Raw genomic sequence first — 20,752 nt, 5'->3', positions numbered from 1 at the left:
CAGCCTTATGCGCACGCTTCGCGAAGCGCGTTCACATAACGCAATCCGCTCAGTACGGTCTTGGTGTCCACGCCGAAATCAATCAGGCAGGCAATCTCGTCCACGCCGACGGCGCGGAGCCTTTCCACCGTCCGTGCCGCCTCGGCCACCGTGCCGAAGAGCCCCCGTTCGCCGAAGTAGGTGTCGAACGACTGGGAGATGATGAACTCGACGTCTTCCTCGTCGAGGTCGTCGGGATCGAAATCGGGATCGGTCTCGCCGAATGACCGGGTGATGAGGTGGACCGAGCTCTTCAAGTACTCCGTCAGCGGCCCGCGCACGGTCTCGCGCACCTCGTCGCGGCTCTCCCCGACGAACGTGTGCAGCATCAGTACGACGTGTCCGTCCCAGCCCCCGTGCGCCGCGCGCGCCACCGCACGGTACTCGGCGATCTTGGCGGCGAGGTCGTCGACGTCCTGATGGAGCAGATGGGTCAGCACACCCGCCCTGGCCTCGGCGGCCGCGCGGAACGTGCCCGCGTCCCCGGCGCTCGTCACCCACACCGGCAGTTCGCGCTGGACCGGCGGCGGGAAGACCCGCACGGTGGCGGGCAGCCCGTTCCCGTCCGTCACCTCGTGGCTCTCGCCGCGCCACAGGCCCCGCACCTGCCGGACGCTGTCCAGCAGCACGCGCTTGCGTTCGCCGTAGGACGCCCGCCCCAGCGCGAAGTCCACGGGATGCCAACCGGAGGCGAACGAGATGCCGACCCGGCCCCCGGACAGGTTGTCCACCACCGACCACTCCTCGGCGATCCGGACCGGATGGTGCAGGGGAGCCACCACGCTGCCCGCCCTGATGGCGATGTTCTCGGTGACGGTGGCGAGCGCCGCGCCGACCACGGCCGGGTTCGGATAGAGCCCGCCGAAGGCGTGGAAGTGCCGCTCCGGCGTCCACACCGCGCGAAACCCGTTCCGGTCCGCGAAGCGCGCCCCTTCAAGGAGCAGCTCGTACCGTCCCGCGTCCCCCGCAGGGCCGCTGTCGTCCGCGAAGTAGAAGAGGCTGAAGTCCATGGGGCACCCTTGTCGTTCGGCGTCCGCCGGGCGGGCGGGCGCAGTGGTCCGGGGCGTGCGGTCGGCGACGGCACGGTCCCTCAGTCACGCCGGCGCATCCGGCGCAGCGCGGGCCGCGCCTTGCGGGCACCGGCGAGACGCGTCACCAGGTCGGCGACGCGCGGGGTGTCGAAGACCGCACCGACCGGCACCTCGACGCCGAACTCGGCGCGGATGCGGCTCACCAGTCGGGTGACGAGCAGCGAATGGCCGCCGAGTTCGAAGAAGCTGTCGTCGATGCCCACCGCGTCGAGCCCGAGCACCTCCGCGTACATCCGGCACAGGGACTCCTCCGGTGGCGTCCGCGGCGGACGGCTCGCGGCGTCCCCGCCGGGTCGTGGATCGGGCAGCGCGGCGCGGTCGAGCTTGCCGTGCGGGGTCAGCGGCAGACGGTCCAGGACGACGATCGCCGAGGGCACCATGTACGCGGGCAGGAAGGCGCGGGCGTGGCGCGTCACCGCGTCCTTGAGCAGCGCGTCGGCGGAGGCGGCCGAGGGGACGTTGACGTAGCGCGCGACATCGAGCCGGTGTTCGGCCTGAGCCTGCGAGCCGCGGACGTCCTCGGCATCCTCCGCCCCGAGCTCCCCGCCCCCGAAGCCTCCGCCCCCGAACTCCGCGTCGAAGCACGCCGGTCCCGCCACCCCCGACCAGCGCGGCACGACCTCACGGCCCAGTGCCTCGCCGAGCCGCGCGAGTTCCTCGGGGTCCACCGCGTCGGCGTGCCCCTGCCCCACGGCCGCCAGGTCGGCGGTGAGCCGAGCGTTGGGGATCCCGGTGATCCGGAGGCGGCCTGCGGGCCGGTCGCGCAGGAGCGCGCGGACGTCGTCGAGCGAGCGCACGTCCGCGCCCCAGGCCCGCTCCTCCGGCGCCGGACCTGCGGCAGCGCTCGGTCCGGTGCGCAGCACGACGTCGTACCGGTAGCGGGTCAGTTCGTTGTGGTCACCGCCGCGTTTCAGCCGTACGTCGCACGCGGTGAAGGGACCGGGGGAGGCGACGAGCGCGCCGAAGAACCCCGGGTCGACCAGGAGCTCCGGTTCCCTGGCGATGCTCCGCTCGGTGGCCTGCCGATGCGCGGGGCCGCCCGGCACCGCACCGCTCCTGCGCGCCGCCCCCGCCGCGTGGAAGCAGTCGAGGAGCCCCAGATGCCGTACGTCGCCGAGGAACACCGAACCGCCGGGAGCCAGCGCCCGCGCCGCGTGCCGCAGGACCCGGACGAGGTAATCGCCACTGGGGAAGTACTGCGCCACGGAATTGAGCACCACCACGTCGAAGTGCCCCTGGGGGATGCCGGTGTCGTCGTCGGCCTGCTGATCGCGCAGGACGACGCGGTCGGCGAGCGCGGGCCGCTCGACGATGTGCCGCCGGAGACGTTCGATCGCGCGCGGCGAGAGGTCGAGCCCCCAGTAGGAGTCCGCCTCGGGAGCCAGATGGGCGAGCAACAGGCCGCTGCCCACGCCCAGTTCGAGGATGCGGCGAGGGCGCAGCGACCGGATGCGGCGCAGCGTCTCGTCCCGCCACTGCCGCAGCTCGCCGAGCGGCAGGGCGGTCCCGTCGTACCCGCTGTGCCACCCGGCGAAGTCCTCACCGAAGGGCGCGGGCGCCGCATCGGCCGGCACCGCGTCGTGGATGCGCCGCCAGTCGGCGACCCGCTCGCCGTCCGTCGGCGTGCCCGGCGGGGCAGCGCCGCCGTCCCGTACGACGTAGCCGACGATCCTGCGGTCGCCGTCCCGGTCCTCCCGTACGGCGACCGCCGTGCCCGAGACGTGCGGATGACCGGCGAGCAGCGCCTCGATCTCGCCGGGTTCGATGCGGAAGCCCCGCACCTTGACCTGGTCGTCGGCGCGCCCGGCGAACTCCAGTTCGCCATCGGTGGTGCGGCGCACGAGATCACCGGTCCGGTACATCCGGGACCCGGGCGGCCCGAACGGGTCCGCGACGAACCGCTCGGCGGTAAGGCTGAACCGGCCCGCGTATCCCCGGGCGAGCCCGGCCCCCGCGACGTACAGCTCGCCGACCACGCCGTCCGGCGCGGGGCGCAGCCGCTCGTCGAGCACGTACAGGCGCGTACGGCGGATCGGACCGCCGATCGGCGGCGGAGCCGTGCCCGTCGGGGACTCCGGCAGCGGGCGGCTCATGGTGGCGCACACCGTCGTCTCGGTCGGCCCGTACGCGTTGATCAAGGTCCGGCCCCGCGCCCACCGCCCGGCCTCCGCCGCGCCGAGCGCCTCACCGGCGGCGACCAGGCTGCCGACGCCGGACAGGGCGCCGGGCGGCAGCGCGCGGAGTACGGAAGGGGTGAGTGTGGCGTGGGTGACGCCGTGTTCGTCGACGACGTCCAGCAGCCCAGGCCCGGGGAGCAGCCGGCGGGCGGGGGCCATGACGAGCGCGGCCCCTGCGGACAGCGCCAGGGTCAGCTCCCAGAAGAACGCGTCGAAGCCGGACGAGGCGAACTGGAGCACCCGGCTCGTCGGTCGCACCGCCATCGTGCGCAGTTCGTGGGCGACGAGATTGTCGAGGCCGGAGCGCGTCACCACGACACCCTTGGGGCGGCCGGTGGAACCGGAGGTGTAGATCAGGTACGCGGGATGTTCCGGGTGCACGGACCCGGACCCGGAGCCGCTATGGCGGCCGGTCGCCGGTGTCTCCCGCTCCGCAGCGCCGGTCTCCGCCGGGTCCAGGACGAGCCGGGGCACGCCCCGAGCCGTGGCGCAGGCGGCCTCGGTCCCCGGAGTCACGAGGAGCAGCGCGGGAGCGGCGTCGCCGAGGACGTACGCGATGCGGTCGGCCGGGTGCGTGGGATCCACCGGCAGATAGGCGGCACCCGCCTTGAGGACCGCGAGCACCGCGACGACGAGGTCGGGGGACCGGGGCACGGCCGAGGCGACGACCGTTTCGGGTCCGACGCCCCGGGAGCGCAGCCGACGGGCCAACCCTGCGGCGCGGGCGTCGAGTTCGGCGTACGAGACACGTTCCTGCTCGAAGAGGACGGCGGTACGGTCCGGGGCCCGCGCGGCCAGCCCCTCGAAGAGGCCGATGAACGACTGCGCTTCCACACCGTCCCCGTCCCCGTCGCCAGCTCCGTCGTGTCTCTGCCGCGCCTCACATCCGGCGGTCACGGTCAACACGTCCCGGCCCGCCCGCGCGGCGAACTCTCCGATGGCCAGGCCTGGTTCGGCTGCCGCCGTCCGTAACGTGGCCATCAGCCGGGCGGCGATCGCCTCGGCCGTGGCGGGGCGGAACAGGTCGGCGGAGTACTGGAGGTGGCCGTCGAGACCGCCCGGCGTGCCGTCGTCGGCGCGCAGTTCGGCGACCGAGAACGACAGGTCGAACTTGGCGGTGCGCGGCTCCACGGCCTCCGTCCGCATGTCCGTGCCCGCCAAGTCCCATACGGGAACGGCGTTGTTCTGGAAGGCGAGCAGTACCTGGAAGAGCGGCTGACGGCCCGTCACGCGTGGCGGGTTGAGCGCTTCGACGAGCTGGTCGAAGGGCAGGTCCTGGTGCTCGAACGCGGCGAGATCGGTGTCCCGCACCCGCGCGAGCAGCTTCTCGAACGACGGGTCGCCCGAGGTGTCCGTCCTGAGCACCAGCGTGTTCACGAAGAAGCCGACCAGATCGTCGAGCGCGGGCTCGCCGCGCCCCGCCACCACCGCACCGACCGGGATGTCGTGCCCCGCGCCGAGCCCGGTCAGCACCGTGGCGAGGGCCGCCTGCACCACCATGAAGAGCGTGCAGCCGTTGTTCCGCGCCAGCTCCACGAGTGCGCGGTGCAGATCCGCGCCGCAGGCCAGGGGCACGGCACCGCCCCGATGGGCCGCCGTGGCGGGCCGTGGTCCGTCGACGGGCAGCGACAGGGCGTCCGGGAGCCCCTTGAGCGCGTCGGTCCAGTACGCGAGCTGTCGGCTCGGCGGTTCGTCCGGGCCGTCACCACCGTCCATGACGGCGCGCTGCCAGAGGGTGAAGTCGGCGTACTGGACCGGGAGTTCGGGCCAGTCCGGCGCGGTGCTCGCGCGCCGCGCCCGGTAGGCCGTGGCCAGGTCCCGGGCGAGCGGCCGGAGCGACCAGCCGTCGCTGGCGATGTGATGGGTGACGAGTAGCAGTACGTGGGTGTCGGGTCCCGTCGCGAACAGGGCGGCGCGCAGCGGTGGTTCGGCCACGAGATCGAAGGGGAGAGCGACGATCGTACCCAGCCGCTCGGCCAGCTCCGCGGCGCGTATCTCGTGCACCGGCAGGTCCAAGCGCACGGCCTCCGGCGCCAGGACGTGCTGCGCGGGTTCGCCCGCGTGCTCGCGGAAGACCGTGCGCAGCGACTCGTGGCGCGCCACGACGTCCCGCAGCGCGGACCGCAGGGCGGGCACGTCCAGGGCGCCCGTCAGGCGGAAGGCCATCGGCTCGTTGTACGTGGAGTTCGGCCCTGCCAGCCGGTCGAGGAACCACAGCCGGTGCTGGGCGCGGGAGAGCGGCAGCAGGGCGGGGCGGGGCGCCCGGCGCAGCGGGGGCCGGGAACGGGTGGGCACAGGGCGACCGCGTCCCTCAGATCCGGCGCCGACCTCTGCTCCGCCGGCGAGTACGGCCATCGCGGCGTCCACGCGCCGCGCGAGGGCCACCGGCGTCGGCGCCTCGAAGACGTCGCGCACCGTCAGCTCCGCGCCCAGGTCGGCCCGGACCCTGCCCACGAGCCGCATGGCGAGCAGGGAGTGGCCGCCCGCAGCGAAGAACCCGGTGTCGGCGCCGATCCGTGGCGCGTCGAGCAGCTCGGCGAAGAGGGCGCGCAGCGTCCGTTCCCTCGCCGTGCGCGGCGCGTGCGACGGGGTGCCGGGGGTGGTGACCTCGGGGGCCGGGGCGGGCAGCGCCGAGCGGTCCGTCTTGCCGTTCGGCGTCAGCGGGAAGGCGTCGAGGACGACGAAGGCCGACGGCACCATCGCCTCGGGCAGCCGCGCGGCACAGTGCGCGCGCAACGTGTCGGACAGTCCGTGGGGCGCGGGCGGGGTCGCGGTGACGTACGCGAGGAGGCGACGGTCCCCGTACGGGTCCCTGCGCGTGGTGACCACCGCCCTCGTGACGGCGGGATGGCGGCCGACGACCGCCTCGATCTCGGCCGGTTCGATCCGGTGGCCGCGCACCTTGACCTGGTCGTCGGTACGGCCCAGATAGGCGAACACCCCACCGGACAGCGGCCGTACGCGATCGCCCGTCCGGTACATCCGGCCGCCCGCGGGCCCCAGCGGATCGGCCACGAACCGCGCCGCCGTCGCGCCCGGGAGACCCGCGTACCCCTGGGCGACCCCGGCACCGGCCAGATACAGCTCACCGGCCTCCCCCTCGCGCACCGGGCGCAACCGGTCGTCGAGGACCAGGGTCCGTACGCCGGGCAGGGCCGACCCGATGTGCGGTCCCGCCCCCGTGACGCGGGCGGCCGTCGCGTCGACGGTGCACTCCGTGGGCCCGTACAGATTGACCGCGCTCACCCGGCCCTGCCGCGACAGTTCGGTCAGGTCGGCCCACATGGCGGGCGGCACGGGCTCACCACCGAGGAAGAGCCGCAACGCGGGCCCGTCCGCGCCGTCCCCCGTCGGCAGATACGGGCGGAGCACTGCCCAGTGCGACGGGGTGGCGTCCAGGTCGGTGGCACCCTGGGCGCGCAGGAAGTCGGTGAACAGGCCTGGCTCAGCACGGAGTTCGTCCGTCGGCAGGATCAGCGTGTCGCCCCGGCAGACCCGGACCCACTGCTGGACCGACGCGTCGAACCCCGGCCCGGCGTTCCACGCCACGCGGGCGGGCTCCGGGGGATAGACCCCGCTCTCCTCCAAGGCGCGGACCAGATGGGCGACGTTGCGCCGGGTGACGGTCACGCCCCTGGGGCGGCCGGTGGTGCCGGAGGTGGGGAGGATGTACGCGGGGGCCGACCAGGGGACGGACGCGATGGATGTCGTCCGTGGTCCTGCCGTTCCGTAGGGCGTCGCTTCCGAGGAGAGGCTTATGTCGATGTCGATGTCGATGTCGATGTCGATTTCGAGGACGCGGGCCCTCGGCGGCCAGGCATCGGGGTCAACGTGGCCGCCCGCCACGACGACCGCGCGCGCACCGGAGTCCTCGACGAGCAGCCGCAGGCGTCCGGCGGGATGGGCGGGGTCGAGCGGGACCTGGGCCGCGCCGACCTGCCAGACGGCGAGCAGCGCCGCGACGAGGTCGGGGCGCCGGGGGAGACACACCGCCACGGCGGATCCGGGCGTCACACCCGCGCGGCGCAGCGCGGTGGCCAGCTCATTTACCCGGACGGCCAGTTGGGCATACGTGAGGCGCTCGGTCGGCGTGGCGACGGCGATGCGACCGGGGTGCCGGGCGGCCCCTCGGTGGAATCGGCTCAGGAGATCGGTCGCGCTGCCTGTCACGGAGGGCTCCTCGGGCTCTCGTTCGTGAGGTGGAACCATGGCCGCTGCCGCGTCGCGGCCGCCGCGAATCGCGGGACGCGCGTACGGCCCTTCGCTAGCGCGGAGCCGAATAGGGCGCGTGCTGCGGCGCCGACCCGCGAGTGACCCCAGTGACCCCCGAGTAAAGAGGAATGCTCAATTCCCGCGCTCGGACAGCGCGCGGAACCCCGCCATTCATGAGGGCCGGGGGCCGGCCGAATCCATTCCCAAACGTCCCAAACGGATGCGCCATCCGAAATCGACTCGCTTTCACCCAAGGCGTGTTACTGCGGTGACGAGCGCGAATAATCCTAGGGCGGCGGTCGTTGAATTCCCACACTGGTATTCAAAAATCCGATCTTGTATGATCGCGCGAATCCCGGTCGGAACGACTTCTGCGAAGGGGTCGCGCGCCATGAGCGACGAGGGTGCCGCCGACGTTCCCGGCGTGGTCGACGAGCCCTCCCCGCCCGGCGGCGCACGGTCGGCGAAAAGCCGGAGCCTGTTGTTCCACCGGAACTTCCGGCTGCTCCTGATCGGGGAGACCACCAGTAAATTCGGCACGAGCGTCACCTCCGTCCTGCTGCCCGTCGTCGCGGTCACCACGCTCGACGCCCCGGCGTTCCTGCTCGGCCTCCTGACGGCGGCGACCTGGCTGCCCTGGCTGCTGATCGGCCTGCCCGCGGGCGCCTGGGTCGACCAACTGCCCCGCCGCCCGGTGATGCTCTGCGCCAACGCGGTCTCCGCCGTCCTGTTCGCGAGCGTGCCGGTCGCGGCCTGGCTCGGCGTCCTCGGCATCTGGCACCTGGTGGCCGTCGCGCTGCTCTCGGGCACGGCCGCCGTCTTCTTCTCCACGGCGTACTCCGCGTACCTGCCGTCCCTGGTCGACACGTCCGAACTCATGGAGGGCAACGCGAAGTTGCAGGGCAGCGAGCAGGCCGCGAAGGTGGCGGGGCCCGGCGTCGGCGGACTCCTCGCGCAGACGGTGGGAAGCGCGAGCGGCCTGCTGCTCGACGCCTTCTCGTTCGTCGTCTCCTCGATGTGCCTGCTCGCCGTGCGCGGCGTCGAGCCCCGCCCCGCCGTCAGGTCAGGGCGCCGACTGCGCGCCGAGATCTCCGCGGGCCTGCGCTTCGTGCTGCGCGATCCGCACGTGCGGATCCTCACCGCGTACGGCGCGGCGGTGAATCTGGCCCTGGCCGGCTACCAGGCGGTCCTCGTCGTCTTCCTCGTCCGCTCCGTGGGCGTCGACTCCGGCACGCTCGGCGCGCTGGTCGCCTTCGGGGGAGTGGGCGGCATCGCGGGCGGACTGCTCGCGGGACGGCTCACCCGGTGGCTCGGCACCGCCAGGGGGCTGCTCGTCGTCCAGCTCACCGCATCGCCCTTCGGGCTGCTCATCCCGCTGACCCGGCCGGGCGCGGGCCTCGCGCTGTTCGCGGTGGGCTCCGTCGTCGTACTCGCGGGGGTGGTGGCCTGCAACGTCATCATCGTCAGCTTCCGCCAGTCGTACTGCCCGCCCGAGATGCTGGGCCGGGTCACGGCGACCACGCTGTTCCTCAACTACGGCACCATCCCGCTCGGCGCGCTGCTCGGCGGCGCCCTCGGCTCGCTCCTCGGCGCGCGCCCGACGATGTTGATCGTGACCACCGCCCTCGTCGCGGCGAACGGCTTCCTGCTCGGCGCCCCGCTCCGCACGCTCCGCGACTTCCCCGCGGCGTCGGCGCGCGCCTGAGCGCGGACGGCCGTCGTCGCGGCGGATGGGCTGCTCCCGTTTCGACACACGTTGCCTGGTCATCCCGCTCGGCGCTGCCCAGAAGGCATCCAGACTCTGCCCAGCTGCGGATGTGAGGCTGATTCGGGCCTTCGGTTGCCCCTGAGTCCAACCTTTGCACTGCAGAGGGGGCGGAGAGGCGCTCGCATCAGACCGACGAACCGGAGTTGAGGGATGTCACAGGAGAGCATGTCGCCCCGGCCCGCCGAGGCCGCCGCCGCAGCGGCGCCCCTTTGGGAACCGGAGGTTCTGCGGGGGGAGGTCTCTCGTCTGCTGGGCGCGGAACTGAGTCCTGCGGACGACGACGTCAACCTCATCGAACTGGGGCTCCAGTCGTTGCAGTTGATGCGGCTCACGAACCGTCTGAACCGTTCCGGCAGCCGGGTCGACTTCGCACAGCTGGCGGATGATCCTCGTCTGTCGGCATGGTGTGCGCTGCTGAAGGGCTCGGACGGGTTCACCGCCCCAGTGCCGGACAAGCTCGCGTCCGCCGTGGATGAGCACAGGGGTCCCGGTACGCGATCGTCCACCGACGAGGGCAGCGGCTTCCCGCTCACCGCCGTGCAGCAGGCGTACTGGATCGGTCGCAGAAGCGACCAACCGCTCGGTGGTGTGGGCTGCCACGCCTATCTGGAGATTGATGCCCTTGACGTCGATGCCCAGTGTCTCGAGTCCGCGGTGCGCGCCCTTCTGGACCGACACCCCATGCTGCGGGCCCGGTTCGAATCGGACGCGACCCAGCGTGTGCTGACGCGGTCTCCTTGGGCCGGCCTGACCGTCCACGACTTCCGCGCTCACCCGGCGGAGGCCGCCGACCAGGAGCTGGACCTCCTGCGCGACGGGCTCTCGCACCGTCGCCTGAACGTGGGTGCGGGTGACGTCCTGGACGTGCAGCTGAGTCGGCTGCGCGGGTCCCGTGACCGGATCCACGTCAACGTCGACCTGCTGGTCGCCGATGTCCACAGCATCCGGCTGCTCCTCGCGGACCTGGCCGCACTGTACGAGGACCCCTCGGCCGTGCCGGAACTGACGTACACCTTTGGCGAATACCTGGCCGAGCAGGCCGGGAGCAGGAACGTCGAGCGTGAGGCCGCGCGGGCGTACTGGCAGCGTCGGCTGCCCGAAATGCCGGGAGGCCCTCGGCTGCCACTGGCCGTCGAGCCCGCGGACATCGAGGCTGTCCGCTTCGTGCGCCGGACCCATGAACTGTCACCAGAAGCGTGGAGCACCCTGCAAGGGAAGGCGGCAAGGGCCGGCATCACACCGGCTGTGCTGATGGCAACCGCCTTCTCCGAGGTCCTCGCGCGGTGGAGCGGCGAGGAGAGGTTCCTGCTCAATCTGCCGCTCTTCGACCGTGACGTCGAGGCACACCCGCAGATCGAGCGCGTCGTCGCCGACTTCACGAGCCTCGTCCTGCTGGAGGTCGACCTGACCCGTGGCGGCACCTTCGCCGAGCGGTCCCTGGCCGTGCAGAAGCAATTGCATGAGGACGTGGCGCACTCCGCCTACACGGGGGTGGATGTGCTGCGCGATTTTGTCCGCGCCGACACCGACTCGCCGCGCGGCGCGCCGGTGGTCTTCGCCTGCAACCTGGACGCGCCCCTGGTGCCCGATGCCTGCGCCACACAGTTCGGAGAGCTGACCTGGATGGTGTCCCAGACTCCCCAGGTCTGGCTCGACCACCAGGTCTACCGGACCAGGGCCGGCGGCCTGCTGCTGGCCTGGGACGCCGTGGAGGAACTCTTCCCGGCGGGTGTGCTGGACGCGATGATGTCCGCGTACGCCAAGTTGCTCGGTGACCTTGTGGCCGGGGAGCTGCGGACCGCCCCGTGCCTCGCGTTGCCCGCTGCACAGCGGACACGGCGCGACGAGGTGAACTCCGCCTGCAGAGAGGAGAGCGGACACCTCCTGCATTCGGCATTCTTCGACTCGGCGCGGAGCAGGCCCCGGCAGACCGCACTGAGGTGGGGCGACACCGGGCAGCTGACCCATGGCGAACTCGCCGAACAAGCCCTGCGTATTGGCGCGGCGCTGGAGGGACAGGGCGTCGGGCGTGGCTCGACCGTGGCCGTCACCGTCCCCAAGGGCCCGGATCAGATCGCCGCCGTGCTCGGCATCCTCGCGGCGGGCGCCACCTACGTGCCCATAGGCGTCGATCAGCCCGAGGCACGGTGTGCCCGGATCCTGGAGACGAGTGGCGCCGCGCTTGTTCTGGTCGGCGGCTCTCTCTCGCGCTCAGCCGGAACGGCGACCCCCGTCCTGTCCGTCGCCGAGGCGCTGCGCGCGGAACCGCTCGACGCGCCGCTGCGTGCGGAGCCGGACGACACGGCCTACGTCATCTTCACTTCGGGTTCCACCGGCGCGCCCAAGGGTGTCGAGGTGAGTCACCGGGCCGCGATCAACACCGTCGAGGACATCTGCGAGCGGTTCGCCGTCTCGTCGAGCGACCGCGTACTGGCTGTCTCGGCACTCGATTTCGACCTGTCGGTATGGGACATCTTCGGGCCGCTGGCCGTGGGTGGCGCTCTCGTCCTGGTGGACGAGTCCGACCGGCGGGACGCGAGCCGTTGGCTGAGCCTGTGCTCCCGGCACGAAGTGACGGTGTGGAACAGCGTGCCCGCGCTCCTGGACATGCTGCTCACCGCCACGGCCGAGGCGGAGCTGCCGGCGTCGATGCGCCTGGCCCTGCTGTCAGGCGACTGGATCGGCATGGATCTGCCCGGCCGGCTCGCTTCCGCGACCGCCGGGCGATGTCAGCTCGTCGGGCTCGGTGGCGCCACTGAGGCGGCGATCTGGTCCAACGCGTACGAGGTCGCCGACATACCTGAGCACTGGCGGTCGATCCCGTACGGGAAACCCCTGCGCAACCAGAGATTCCGCGTCGTGGACGGTCGGGGCCGGGACTGCCCGGACTGGGTGCCGGGCGAGCTGTGGATCGGCGGCGCCGGCGTAGCCCTGGGCTATCGAGGTGCACCCGGGTTGACGGCCGAGAGCTTCGTCGAGCACCACGACGAGCGGTGGTATCGCACGGGGGACCTCGGCCGCTATTGGCCGGACGGAAACCTGGAGTTCTTGGGGCGGTTGGACCATCAGGTCAAGATCAATGGCTTCCGCGTCGAACTCGGCGAGATCGAAGCCGGCCTCCAGGGGCACCCCGAGGTCGCGAGCGCCGTCGTCGTGCGGGCCGGAGAGCGCCGCAACGAGCTGACCGCGGCCGTGGTCGAGCGCGTCATGCAGAACGAGGGAGTCATCACTCACGAGGCGGACGCCTCTGCCCAGGCCGCGGGCCGGGCCCTCACCGTGGACCCGGCCGCCGCGACGACGGACGCCGAAGCGCTCGAACACCACCTGGTCGACGTTCTGCTGGCCGAGGTTCTCTCGCCGATGGTCGTGGCCGCGCCCGGCACCGCACAGACGCTGTCGGTGACGGAGGAGCAGCGGCCTGTGCTGGAGGCCTGGATCGCTCATCTGGCCGGGACCGACGTGGTGCGCCGAGACGGCCGCGCTGTCCGCCCAGGTGCGCGCTGGGCGGAGACTCGCGACCAAGGACGGGCGCAGCGGCTGCGTGACCGGGCGCGAGGCACCCATCTGGAGCCCGTGGCCACCGCGCTGGCCTGGGCGGGACCCGTCCTGACAGCGGTGTTGGGCGGCGAGGCGCACGCCTCGGTGCTGTTGGACGACCCGGTGCTGTCACCGGAGGGGCTCAACGACGCCATGCCCGCGGTCAGGGAGTGCGTGGCGGCCGTCGCGGCCGACCTGCGAGCGTCGCTGTGCGACGGCACGGGTGTGCCGGCGATCGCCGAGTGGGACGCGACGAGCGGGCTCGGCGCCGCGCGTCTTCTCGCAGGGCTGGAACCCGGCACGGTCGACTACACCTTGCTCGGCACCTCGACGGCGCACCTGGGCACGGCCGAGGCACGGCTGGCGGATTCGGGACACCGGGTGCGCACCGTGCACCAAAGCAGCTCCGCGGTACCCGCCGAACGTGTGCATGCCTATGACGCCGTCGTGGCCAACAACGTGCTGCACCGGATGCCGACCTCCGAATCCGCCGCGATGACCATGGCACTGTTGCTCAAGCCAGGCGGCCGACTGCATGTGCTGGAGCGCACCCGCCTGTCCCCGCTCGCTCTGGTGGTCGCCCTGCCGCTGGAGGCACAGGCGGGTCGGCTTCAGCACGGTGGGCCGGGCAAGACCTGGCTGCCTTCCGGAGCGGAGTGGGCACGGGCCTGCGCGGTCGCCGGACTCGTCGACATCCGGGTGGTGCGCTCTCACGCGACGGGCGAAGTCCTGCTGACCGCTCGCCGGCCCCACGGAGCGGCCGGGGTCGATCCGGACGAACTCCGTCGGTGGACGGCCGAACGGTTGCCCGGCCACATGGTTCCTGCCCACTTCGCGGTGCTTCCCGCGCTGCCCCTGAGCGCCAACGGCAAGGTCGACCGGCAGCGGGTGCAGGACGTCCTGGCATCCATGTCCCCGCGCTCCCGCGAGGAGTCCGACCCGCCTCGAGGCGCCACGGAGCAGTCGGTCGCCGGGTTGTGGGCCGACCTGCTCGGTCTGACTTCGGTGGGACGTGACGAGAGCTTCTTCGTGCTGGGCGGTGACAGCCTCCTCGCCACCCGCCTGGTCACGGAGGTGCACACGGCCCTGGGCGTCGAACTTCCCATGCGCGATGTGATGCGTGCGCCGACCGTCGCCGGCTTGAGCGCGCTGATCGAGAGTCTGCTGTCCACGGACCACGACGAGATGCCGGGGTCGTACGCCGCCGGTGGTGACTTCGAGGAAGGTGTGCTGTGAACCCCAGCCAACTGGTCGAAGAGTTCAAGACCGCCGGGATCCGTGTCTGGCGAGAGGGCGAGCAACTGCGGTTCCGGGCACCGCGCGGCGTCATGACGGAGGAGCGCCTCGCGGCCCTGCGCCGCTGCAAGGACCAGCTCCTCGCCGAATTGCCCGACGGGGCGGCACCGGACGGAGTCCGTACCGACGGCTCCGCCGCCCGCGAGCCCGTCTGGGTGGCCGAGCCGGAGTCCCGTCACGAGCCCTTCGCGCTGACGGACATCCAGTCCGCGTACCTGCTCGGCCGGGACGATGCCTTTGACTACGGAGGCGTCTCCTGCCACATCTACCTGGAGTTCCGGCGTTCCGCCGACCTCGACCCCGAGCGTCTGCAGCACGCGTGGGACGGCCTGGTCGAGCGCCACGGCATGCTGCGTTCGGTCATCTCGCCCGACGGGACCCAGCGCATCGCCCCAGCACTCTCGGACACCGGTATCCGGGTCACCGACGTACGGGGCGCCTCGGACGAATCGGTGTCCGCCACGCTTGCCGCCGTCCGTGACGAGCTGTCGCACCGGGTTCACCCCGCGGGCGAACGCCCCATGTACGAGCTGAGGTTGACGCGGACGACGGACCACAGCCTGCTGCACCTGTCGATGGACTTCATGGTGCTGGACTGGATCAGCATCCAGCTGCTGCTCTCCGAATTGGACCGGCGATGCGAGCAGCCCGACTGTGAACTACCGCCCGTCGACGCGACGTTCCGCGATTACGTCTGCGCCGAACGCCGCCTGCGCGACACGGAGCGCTACGAGCGTGATCGTGCCTACTGGTGGAACCGGCTCGACGAGTTGCCGGCCGCTCCGGCCCTGCCGTTGACCGAGGGCCATGACCCGGCCGACGTGCCGCCCCGCTTCCGCCGTCTCGGTACGTCGCTGAGTGCTGAGGCGTGGCGGGCGCTGAAGAAGCGTGCCGCGGGACACGGCAGCAGCCCGGCCAACGCGGTGCTCGCCGCGTATGCCGAGACGATCGGCCGCTGGAGCGCCACGGAGCGGTTCTGCCTGGGGCTGACCATCCTCAATCGCATGCCGCTGCATCCGGATGTGGACCGGCTGCTCGGAGACTTCACCTCCGTCAGCCTGCTGGGCGTGGACCAGTCGGCACGAGCGTCCTTCGCCGAGCGGGCGCGCGGCGTGGGTGAGCGGCTCTTCGAGGATCTCGATCACAGGCTCTGTGGGGGAGTCGAGGTGCTGCGCGAGCTGGCCCGCCGCCGGGGGCGCGAAGCCGCACTGATGCCGGTGGTCTTCACCGGAGGCATCGGTGTCGCGGACCGATCCGTCGCCGGCGCTGAGAACTTGCGGCCGGTCTACGGAATCAGCCAGACACCGCAGGTGTGGATCGACTGCCAGGCCACCGACCAGTTCGGAGGTCTGGAAGTGAACTGGGACGTCAGGGAAGGGGTCTTCCCCGACGGTCTGGTGGACGACATGTTCGCGGCGTTCTCTCGCCTGCTGCATCGCATCGCGGAGGAGGACGCTCCCTGGCGCGAGGTCGACCCGCTGGGACTGCCGGAGTACCAGCGGTCCCGAAGAGACGCCGTCAACGCCACCGCGGCACCGGAACCCGGTGGTCTGTTGCACGCACCACTGGTGGAGTACGCGAGGAAGTTCCCCGGCGCCACGGCTGTGATCGACGCGACCGGGTCGATGACCTACGAGGACTGGCTGGGCCGGGCGGCCTGGGTGGCGCGCGAGCTGCACGCGGTGGGATGCCGCCCCGGGGACTTCGTTGCCGTGCTCATGGACAAGGGACGCGATCAGGCCATCGGCGTCCTGGGCGTTCTGTTGGCCGGCGGCGCGTACGTACCCGTGGATGTGGGCCAGCCCCAAGCGCGGCGCGACCGCATCCTGAATGGCTGCGGCGCTCGCTACGCGGTGCTCTCGGACGAGAGTCTGAGCCGGACGCTGCCGGCTGCGGTCCGGCCCGTGGATGTGACGGGCGCTGAGCCGCTGGCGCCCGCGGAGCTGCCTGATGCGAGCGCGGTTGCTTCAGGTGACCTCGCCTATGTCATTCACACGTCGGGTTCGACCGGCGAGCCCAAGGGCGTGATGATCAGTCACAGAGCCGCCGCGAACACCGTGCACGACATCAACGAGCGCTTCGCGGTCAGTGACTCGGACAAGGTGCTCGGCCTCGCCGCACTGGGCTTCGACCTGTCCGTCTACGACCTGTTCGGGCCGCCCGCCCTCGGCGCCGCCCTGGTGCTGCCCGAATCCGCCCGCCGCGGTGACCCCTCGCACTGGGCCGAGTTGATGCAACGCCATGGCGTCACGCTCTGGAACTCCGTTCCCGCTCAGCTGCAGATGCTGGCGCACTATCTGGACGCGGAACCGCGAGCACTCCACCAGGTGCGGCTCGCGATGCTGTCGGGCGACTGGATTCCGCTCGCCCTGCCCGAGCACGTGGGCCGACATCTGAACTGTGCCGAACTGGTCAGCCTGGGGGGAGCGACGGAGGCCGCGATCTGGTCGATCTACCGGCCCATTCGCTCCGTCGAGCCGCAGTGGCGGAGCATTCCCTACGGCACTCCGCTCGCCAACCAGCGTTTCCACGTGCTCGACGGCGCGCTCCGCGACCGCCCGGACCTGGTCGCCGGCGAACTGTACATCGCGGGCACCGGTCTGGCGGAGGGTTACCTCAATGACCGCGAGCGCACCCTGGAACGCTTTCCACGGCATCCGGAGACAGGTGAACGGCTCTACCGCACCGGTGACCTGGGCCGCTATCTTCCCGATGGCGAGATCGAGTTCCTCGGCCGCGCCGATCAGCAGGTCAAGATCCGCGGGCACCGCATCGAACTCGGCGAGATCGACTCCGTCCTCGGCGAACACCCGGCCGTCGGTTCCAGCGCCGTCCTGGTGGAGGACGCGGACGTGCTCGAGCGTTCGCTCATCGCCTTCGTGGAACCCGCCGTCCGGATGGATCCGCCGGAGGAGTCGGCCGCGCTGGCCGTGCAGAACGAGGCCGCAGCCCAGTCGGCCGTGCCGCTCCCGCCGGACGCTCCCACCGCGGAGCAAGTACGCGCGTATGTGCGCACCTTGAACCGTGCCTTCCTGCTGTCCATGGCTGAGACGCTGGCTGTGTCCGGACTTTTCGCGGACGGCGCCACGGCCCGGTCGGAGGCAGAGCTCAGCCGTCGGCTGCGGGTGGCCGAGTCACACCTGGGGTTGCTGCGGCGCTGGCTCTCGGCCCTGGCGACGGCCGGGTACGTACGACACGAACCGGCCACTGACACCTGGCAAGGACTTCGGGCACCGGACACGGCCGAGGTGAGCCGTGCCTGGAAGGAACTCGCGGCCCACGCCCATGACGATGTCTGCCCGCCCAGCCTGCTGGCGTACTTCCGAGCGCACTCGGACGCGCTGCCCGCTCTCCTGCGGGGAGAAGAGGAGGCCGTAAGGCTGTTCTTTCCCGGTGGCAGCCAGGAGATCGCGCGTGCCTGGTACGCCGACAACCTCGCCTCACGGCGCCTACTGGCGACGCTCGGTGCCGCCGTACGCGGCGCGGCGCACGGGAAGCAGGGCGGTCGGCCGCTGCGGGTGCTCGAGGTCGGCGGTGGCATCGGGGCGGCCACGGGACCGGTCCTGGACGCACTGGGGGACCGGCCGGTGGACTACTTGTTCACCGACGTCTCGGAGTACTTCCTCGCGGACGCCAGGGAGCGGTTCGGAGCCCGTCCGGGGGTGCGTTTCGGCCTGTTCGACATGAACGCAGACGCGCGTGCACAGGGCCTGCTCCCCAACTCCTTCGACGTCATCGTGAGTGCTGGAGCTCTCAACAACGCACGGGACACCCCGCAGGTGATCTCCCGGCTGCGCGCACTGCTCGCCCCGCAGGGCTGGTTGTGCCTGCTCGAGATGGTGCGGGAACACCCGGAGATCACCGCGACACAGGCGTTCATGATGGAGGAACCCGAGGATGCGCGGCGTGAGCGGGGGAACCTGTTCGTCCACGAGGATCAGTGGCGTGACCTCCTCACGGACGCGGGCGCGTCCGAGGTACTCGTACTGTCGGACGCAGACGATCCGTTCGCGGAGCTGGGCCAGTCCGTGCTGGCGGCCTCCTTCAAGCAGGACCGGGTGGTGACCCACCCCGAGGAGATCACTCAATGGGTGGCCGATCGGCTGCCTGCCTACATGATTCCCGCGCACCTCCAGGTCGTCGACGCACTGCCGTTGACGTCGAACGGCAAGGTGGACCGCAAGCGTCTGCTCGGCTGGGTGCCGCAGCGCGGCGAGCGAACCGCGGACCGGGCGGCTGAACCGCCCCGGCCCGGTGTGGAACGACGCGTGGCTGAACTCTGGGCGGAACTGCTGGGTGGCGAACTCCCGTCCCGACACCAGGGATTCTTCGACGCGGGGGGTGACTCCCTGCTGGCGGCGCGGTTGGTGGGCAGGGTGCGTGAGCTGGTGCCCGAGGCGTCGGCCGTCACCTTCGACGTCCTGCTGCGCACCCTCCTGAACACGCCCACTGTCGCGGGCTTGGCCGCCCGGATCGAGGCGCCGGCCGATGGGAGCGGGGAACCGAGTGGGCGCGGGAGGCCCCTTGAGGGCAGGCCGTCGTCCCTCGTCGATCTGGGAGGCTCAGGACGGGGCCCGGTGCGGGTACTGGTGCACGAGGGCCTCGGCACCCTCGCGCCGTACCGTCCGTTGATCCGTGAACTCGCCCAAGACGGAACCCTGTTGGGACTCGCGGTACCTGACAGTGACGGCTATCTCGGAATCGCGCCGGAGCGAGTGGTGGAGGACCTGGCCGCCGGATACGCGCGTGAGGTGCTGGCCGCAGGGCATCGCGACGTGGAGATCGTGGGCTACTGCTCCGGAGGGCTGATCGCCGCAGAGCTGGCCCGCGCGCTGAGCGAGGGCGGAGCCGACGTACGGCGCCTGACCGTGGTCTCCAGCTACCGCATCCCGTATCGGCTGCGCGACCCGCTCATGGTCGACTACGCCTTCGCCCGTGTCATGGGAGGGGACCTGGGAACGCTCGGTTGGCCCGTGGACGAGAGTGACATGGGGAAGGCCCTGTCGGCGGCCCTGCACCGCTCTCCCCGGTCGCTGGAGCCCGGTGCCCTGGCGCGCGTCGGTGGGGACGAGCGGCTGGATTCCGTCGCCGAGCGCTTCCGAGCGTTGGAGAAGCTCACGGACGACGAGCGCGAGGACGGTCTGTACCGGGAGCTCGCCGCGACCGAGGCGGGCCTGGGCGACGTTCGCCATGTGACCGCTCTGCACCGCGTCTTCGCGCACACCGTAGAGGCGGTCACCCGCTATGAGCCGCTGCCGTATGCGGGGGACATCACCTTCCTTCGACCTCTGGCGCCCACGCACTTCATCCCCGGCTTCGCGGACGACATGACGCACTTCTGGAAGGACTTGTGTCTGGGTGAGTTCACGGTCGTCGACGTGCCCGGTGACCACTTCACGTGCATCCAGGCGCCGCACGTGTCACGGACCGCCGAGGCGATCACGGCACGTGCCGGGGTGCGGCGATGAGCGCCCCCCTGCGGGTCGTGGTGTGCGGCACACGGTTCGGGCAGGTGTATCTGTCGGCACTCCGCCGCTGCCCGGAGAGGTATCGGCTCGTCGGCATCGTCGCGCAGGGCAGCGCGAGATCCGTGTCCCTCGCCGAGGAGTACGGGGTTCCGCTGTACGCGTCGGTCGACCAGCTGCCTGACGGCGTGGACGTCGCCTGCGTCGTCGTGTCCAGCGGGGTCGGGGGTGGCCAGGGCGTGGAGCTGGCCACCCGGCTGATGGAGCGTGGGATACACGTGCTGCAGGAACACCCCGTCCACCCCAGCGAGTTGGCGGACTGCCTGCGCACCGCGCGAAGGACGGGGACGCAATATCAACTGAACACCTTCTACCCCCACCTCGAGCCCGTGCGCCGCTTCATCGCCGCGGCACGACGCCTGGTGGCGCGGCGGCCCGCGGTGTTCGTGGACGCCATGTGCGCCGTGCAGGTCTCCTTCGACCTCCTGGACATCCTGAGCGAGGTCTTTGACGGCGTCCGTCCTTGGTCCCTCACCGCGCCCCCGGACGGCGCGGGGCGCCCACTCTCCGCTGTGGACGCGACGGTTGCCGGAGTGCCGTTGACGCTGCGTGTGGAGAACCGGATGGAGCCCGGAGACGACAGCAGCAGTCTGTTGCTGCACCGCGTCACCGTCGGTACGGACGCGGGCAACCTGACCCTGGTCAGTACCCACGGCCCGGTCATCTGGAGCCCCGTCCTGCGGGTTCCCTCGGATGCCGTGGGGCGGTTCCTCGCCGGTCCTGGCGGGGCAGGGCCCCGGGCAGGTGACGTGCCGGAGGCCAGCGCCGAGGTACTGGGACCCATCGAGGCACCGGCGTGGGGGTCGGTCCTGGAAGAGGTGTGGCCGGAAGGTGTCCTGCGCGCCTTGGACCAGCTGGGGGCGCGCATGGCCGCGGGCGGCGATCCACTTCAGGGTGCCCAGCGGCATCTGACGGTGGCCCACGCCTGGCAGGAGCTCACGGACGCACTGGGGTTCCCGCAGGCGAGCAGTCCCCGCACCGGCCCTCCGATCACCGCCGCGGACTTGCTGTCGGTCTCCGGTGAACCAGCGGAGGCAGGGTGACAAGGCAGCTTGCTCCTTGTACATTCTTGTACGCGTACAAATAACGCGTACGAAAAGTTGGAGG

The 20,752-nt window shown here is 71.5% G+C and carries 6 protein-coding genes; 4 read left to right on the top strand and 2 right to left on the bottom strand.

Annotation, left to right across the window (positions count from 1 at the left end):
• Window positions 1-5: 5 nt before the first annotated feature.
• Window positions 6-1,049, bottom strand: coding sequence for a MupA/Atu3671 family FMN-dependent luciferase-like monooxygenase (locus ACIO9J_RS04395; RefSeq protein WP_401992270.1), 1,044 nt, complete (start codon window positions 1,047-1,049; stop codon window positions 6-8).
• Window positions 1,050-1,129: 80 nt separating this feature from the next.
• Window positions 1,130-7,477 carry an amino acid adenylation domain-containing protein gene (locus ACIO9J_RS04390; RefSeq protein WP_401992267.1) on the bottom strand — a complete coding sequence of 2,116 codons (6,348 nt, stop codon included), beginning with the start codon at window positions 7,475-7,477 and terminating at the stop codon, window positions 1,130-1,132.
• Between the two features lie 433 nt (window positions 7,478-7,910).
• Here ACIO9J_RS04390 and ACIO9J_RS04385 point away from each other — a divergent pair, with 433 nt between their 5' ends.
• The 4 genes from ACIO9J_RS04385 to ACIO9J_RS04370 all read left to right on the top strand — a co-directional run bounded on the left by ACIO9J_RS04385 (window position 7,911) and on the right by ACIO9J_RS04370 (window position 20,688).
• Window positions 7,911-9,224, top strand: coding sequence for an MFS transporter (locus tag ACIO9J_RS04385; protein WP_401992264.1), 1,314 nt, complete (start codon window positions 7,911-7,913; stop codon window positions 9,222-9,224).
• 213 nt (window positions 9,225-9,437) lie between these two features.
• Entirely contained in the window at window positions 9,438-14,060 is a 4,623-nt protein-coding gene (locus ACIO9J_RS04380) for an amino acid adenylation domain-containing protein (protein WP_401992261.1), read from the top strand.
• Window positions 14,057-19,588 (top strand): amino acid adenylation domain-containing protein, encoded by a 5,532-nt coding sequence (locus ACIO9J_RS04375; RefSeq protein ID WP_401992258.1) that lies wholly within the window; start codon window positions 14,057-14,059, stop codon window positions 19,586-19,588. Before ACIO9J_RS04380 ends, ACIO9J_RS04375 begins: the two co-directional genes overlap by 4 nt.
• Window positions 19,585-20,688: a Gfo/Idh/MocA family oxidoreductase gene (locus tag ACIO9J_RS04370; RefSeq protein ID WP_401992255.1), complete on the top strand. Its 1,104-nt coding sequence runs from the start codon at window positions 19,585-19,587 to the stop codon at window positions 20,686-20,688. The genes ACIO9J_RS04375 and ACIO9J_RS04370 overlap by 4 nt, the downstream gene beginning before the upstream one ends.
• Window positions 20,689-20,752 lie beyond the last annotated feature (64 nt).

Origin of the sequence: Streptomyces sp. NPDC087300, from assembly GCF_044744425.1 — a bacterium.
Taxonomy (GTDB): Bacteria; Actinomycetota; Actinomycetes; order Streptomycetales; family Streptomycetaceae; genus Streptomyces.
This window is presented reverse-complemented; position numbering and strand designations above follow the sequence as displayed.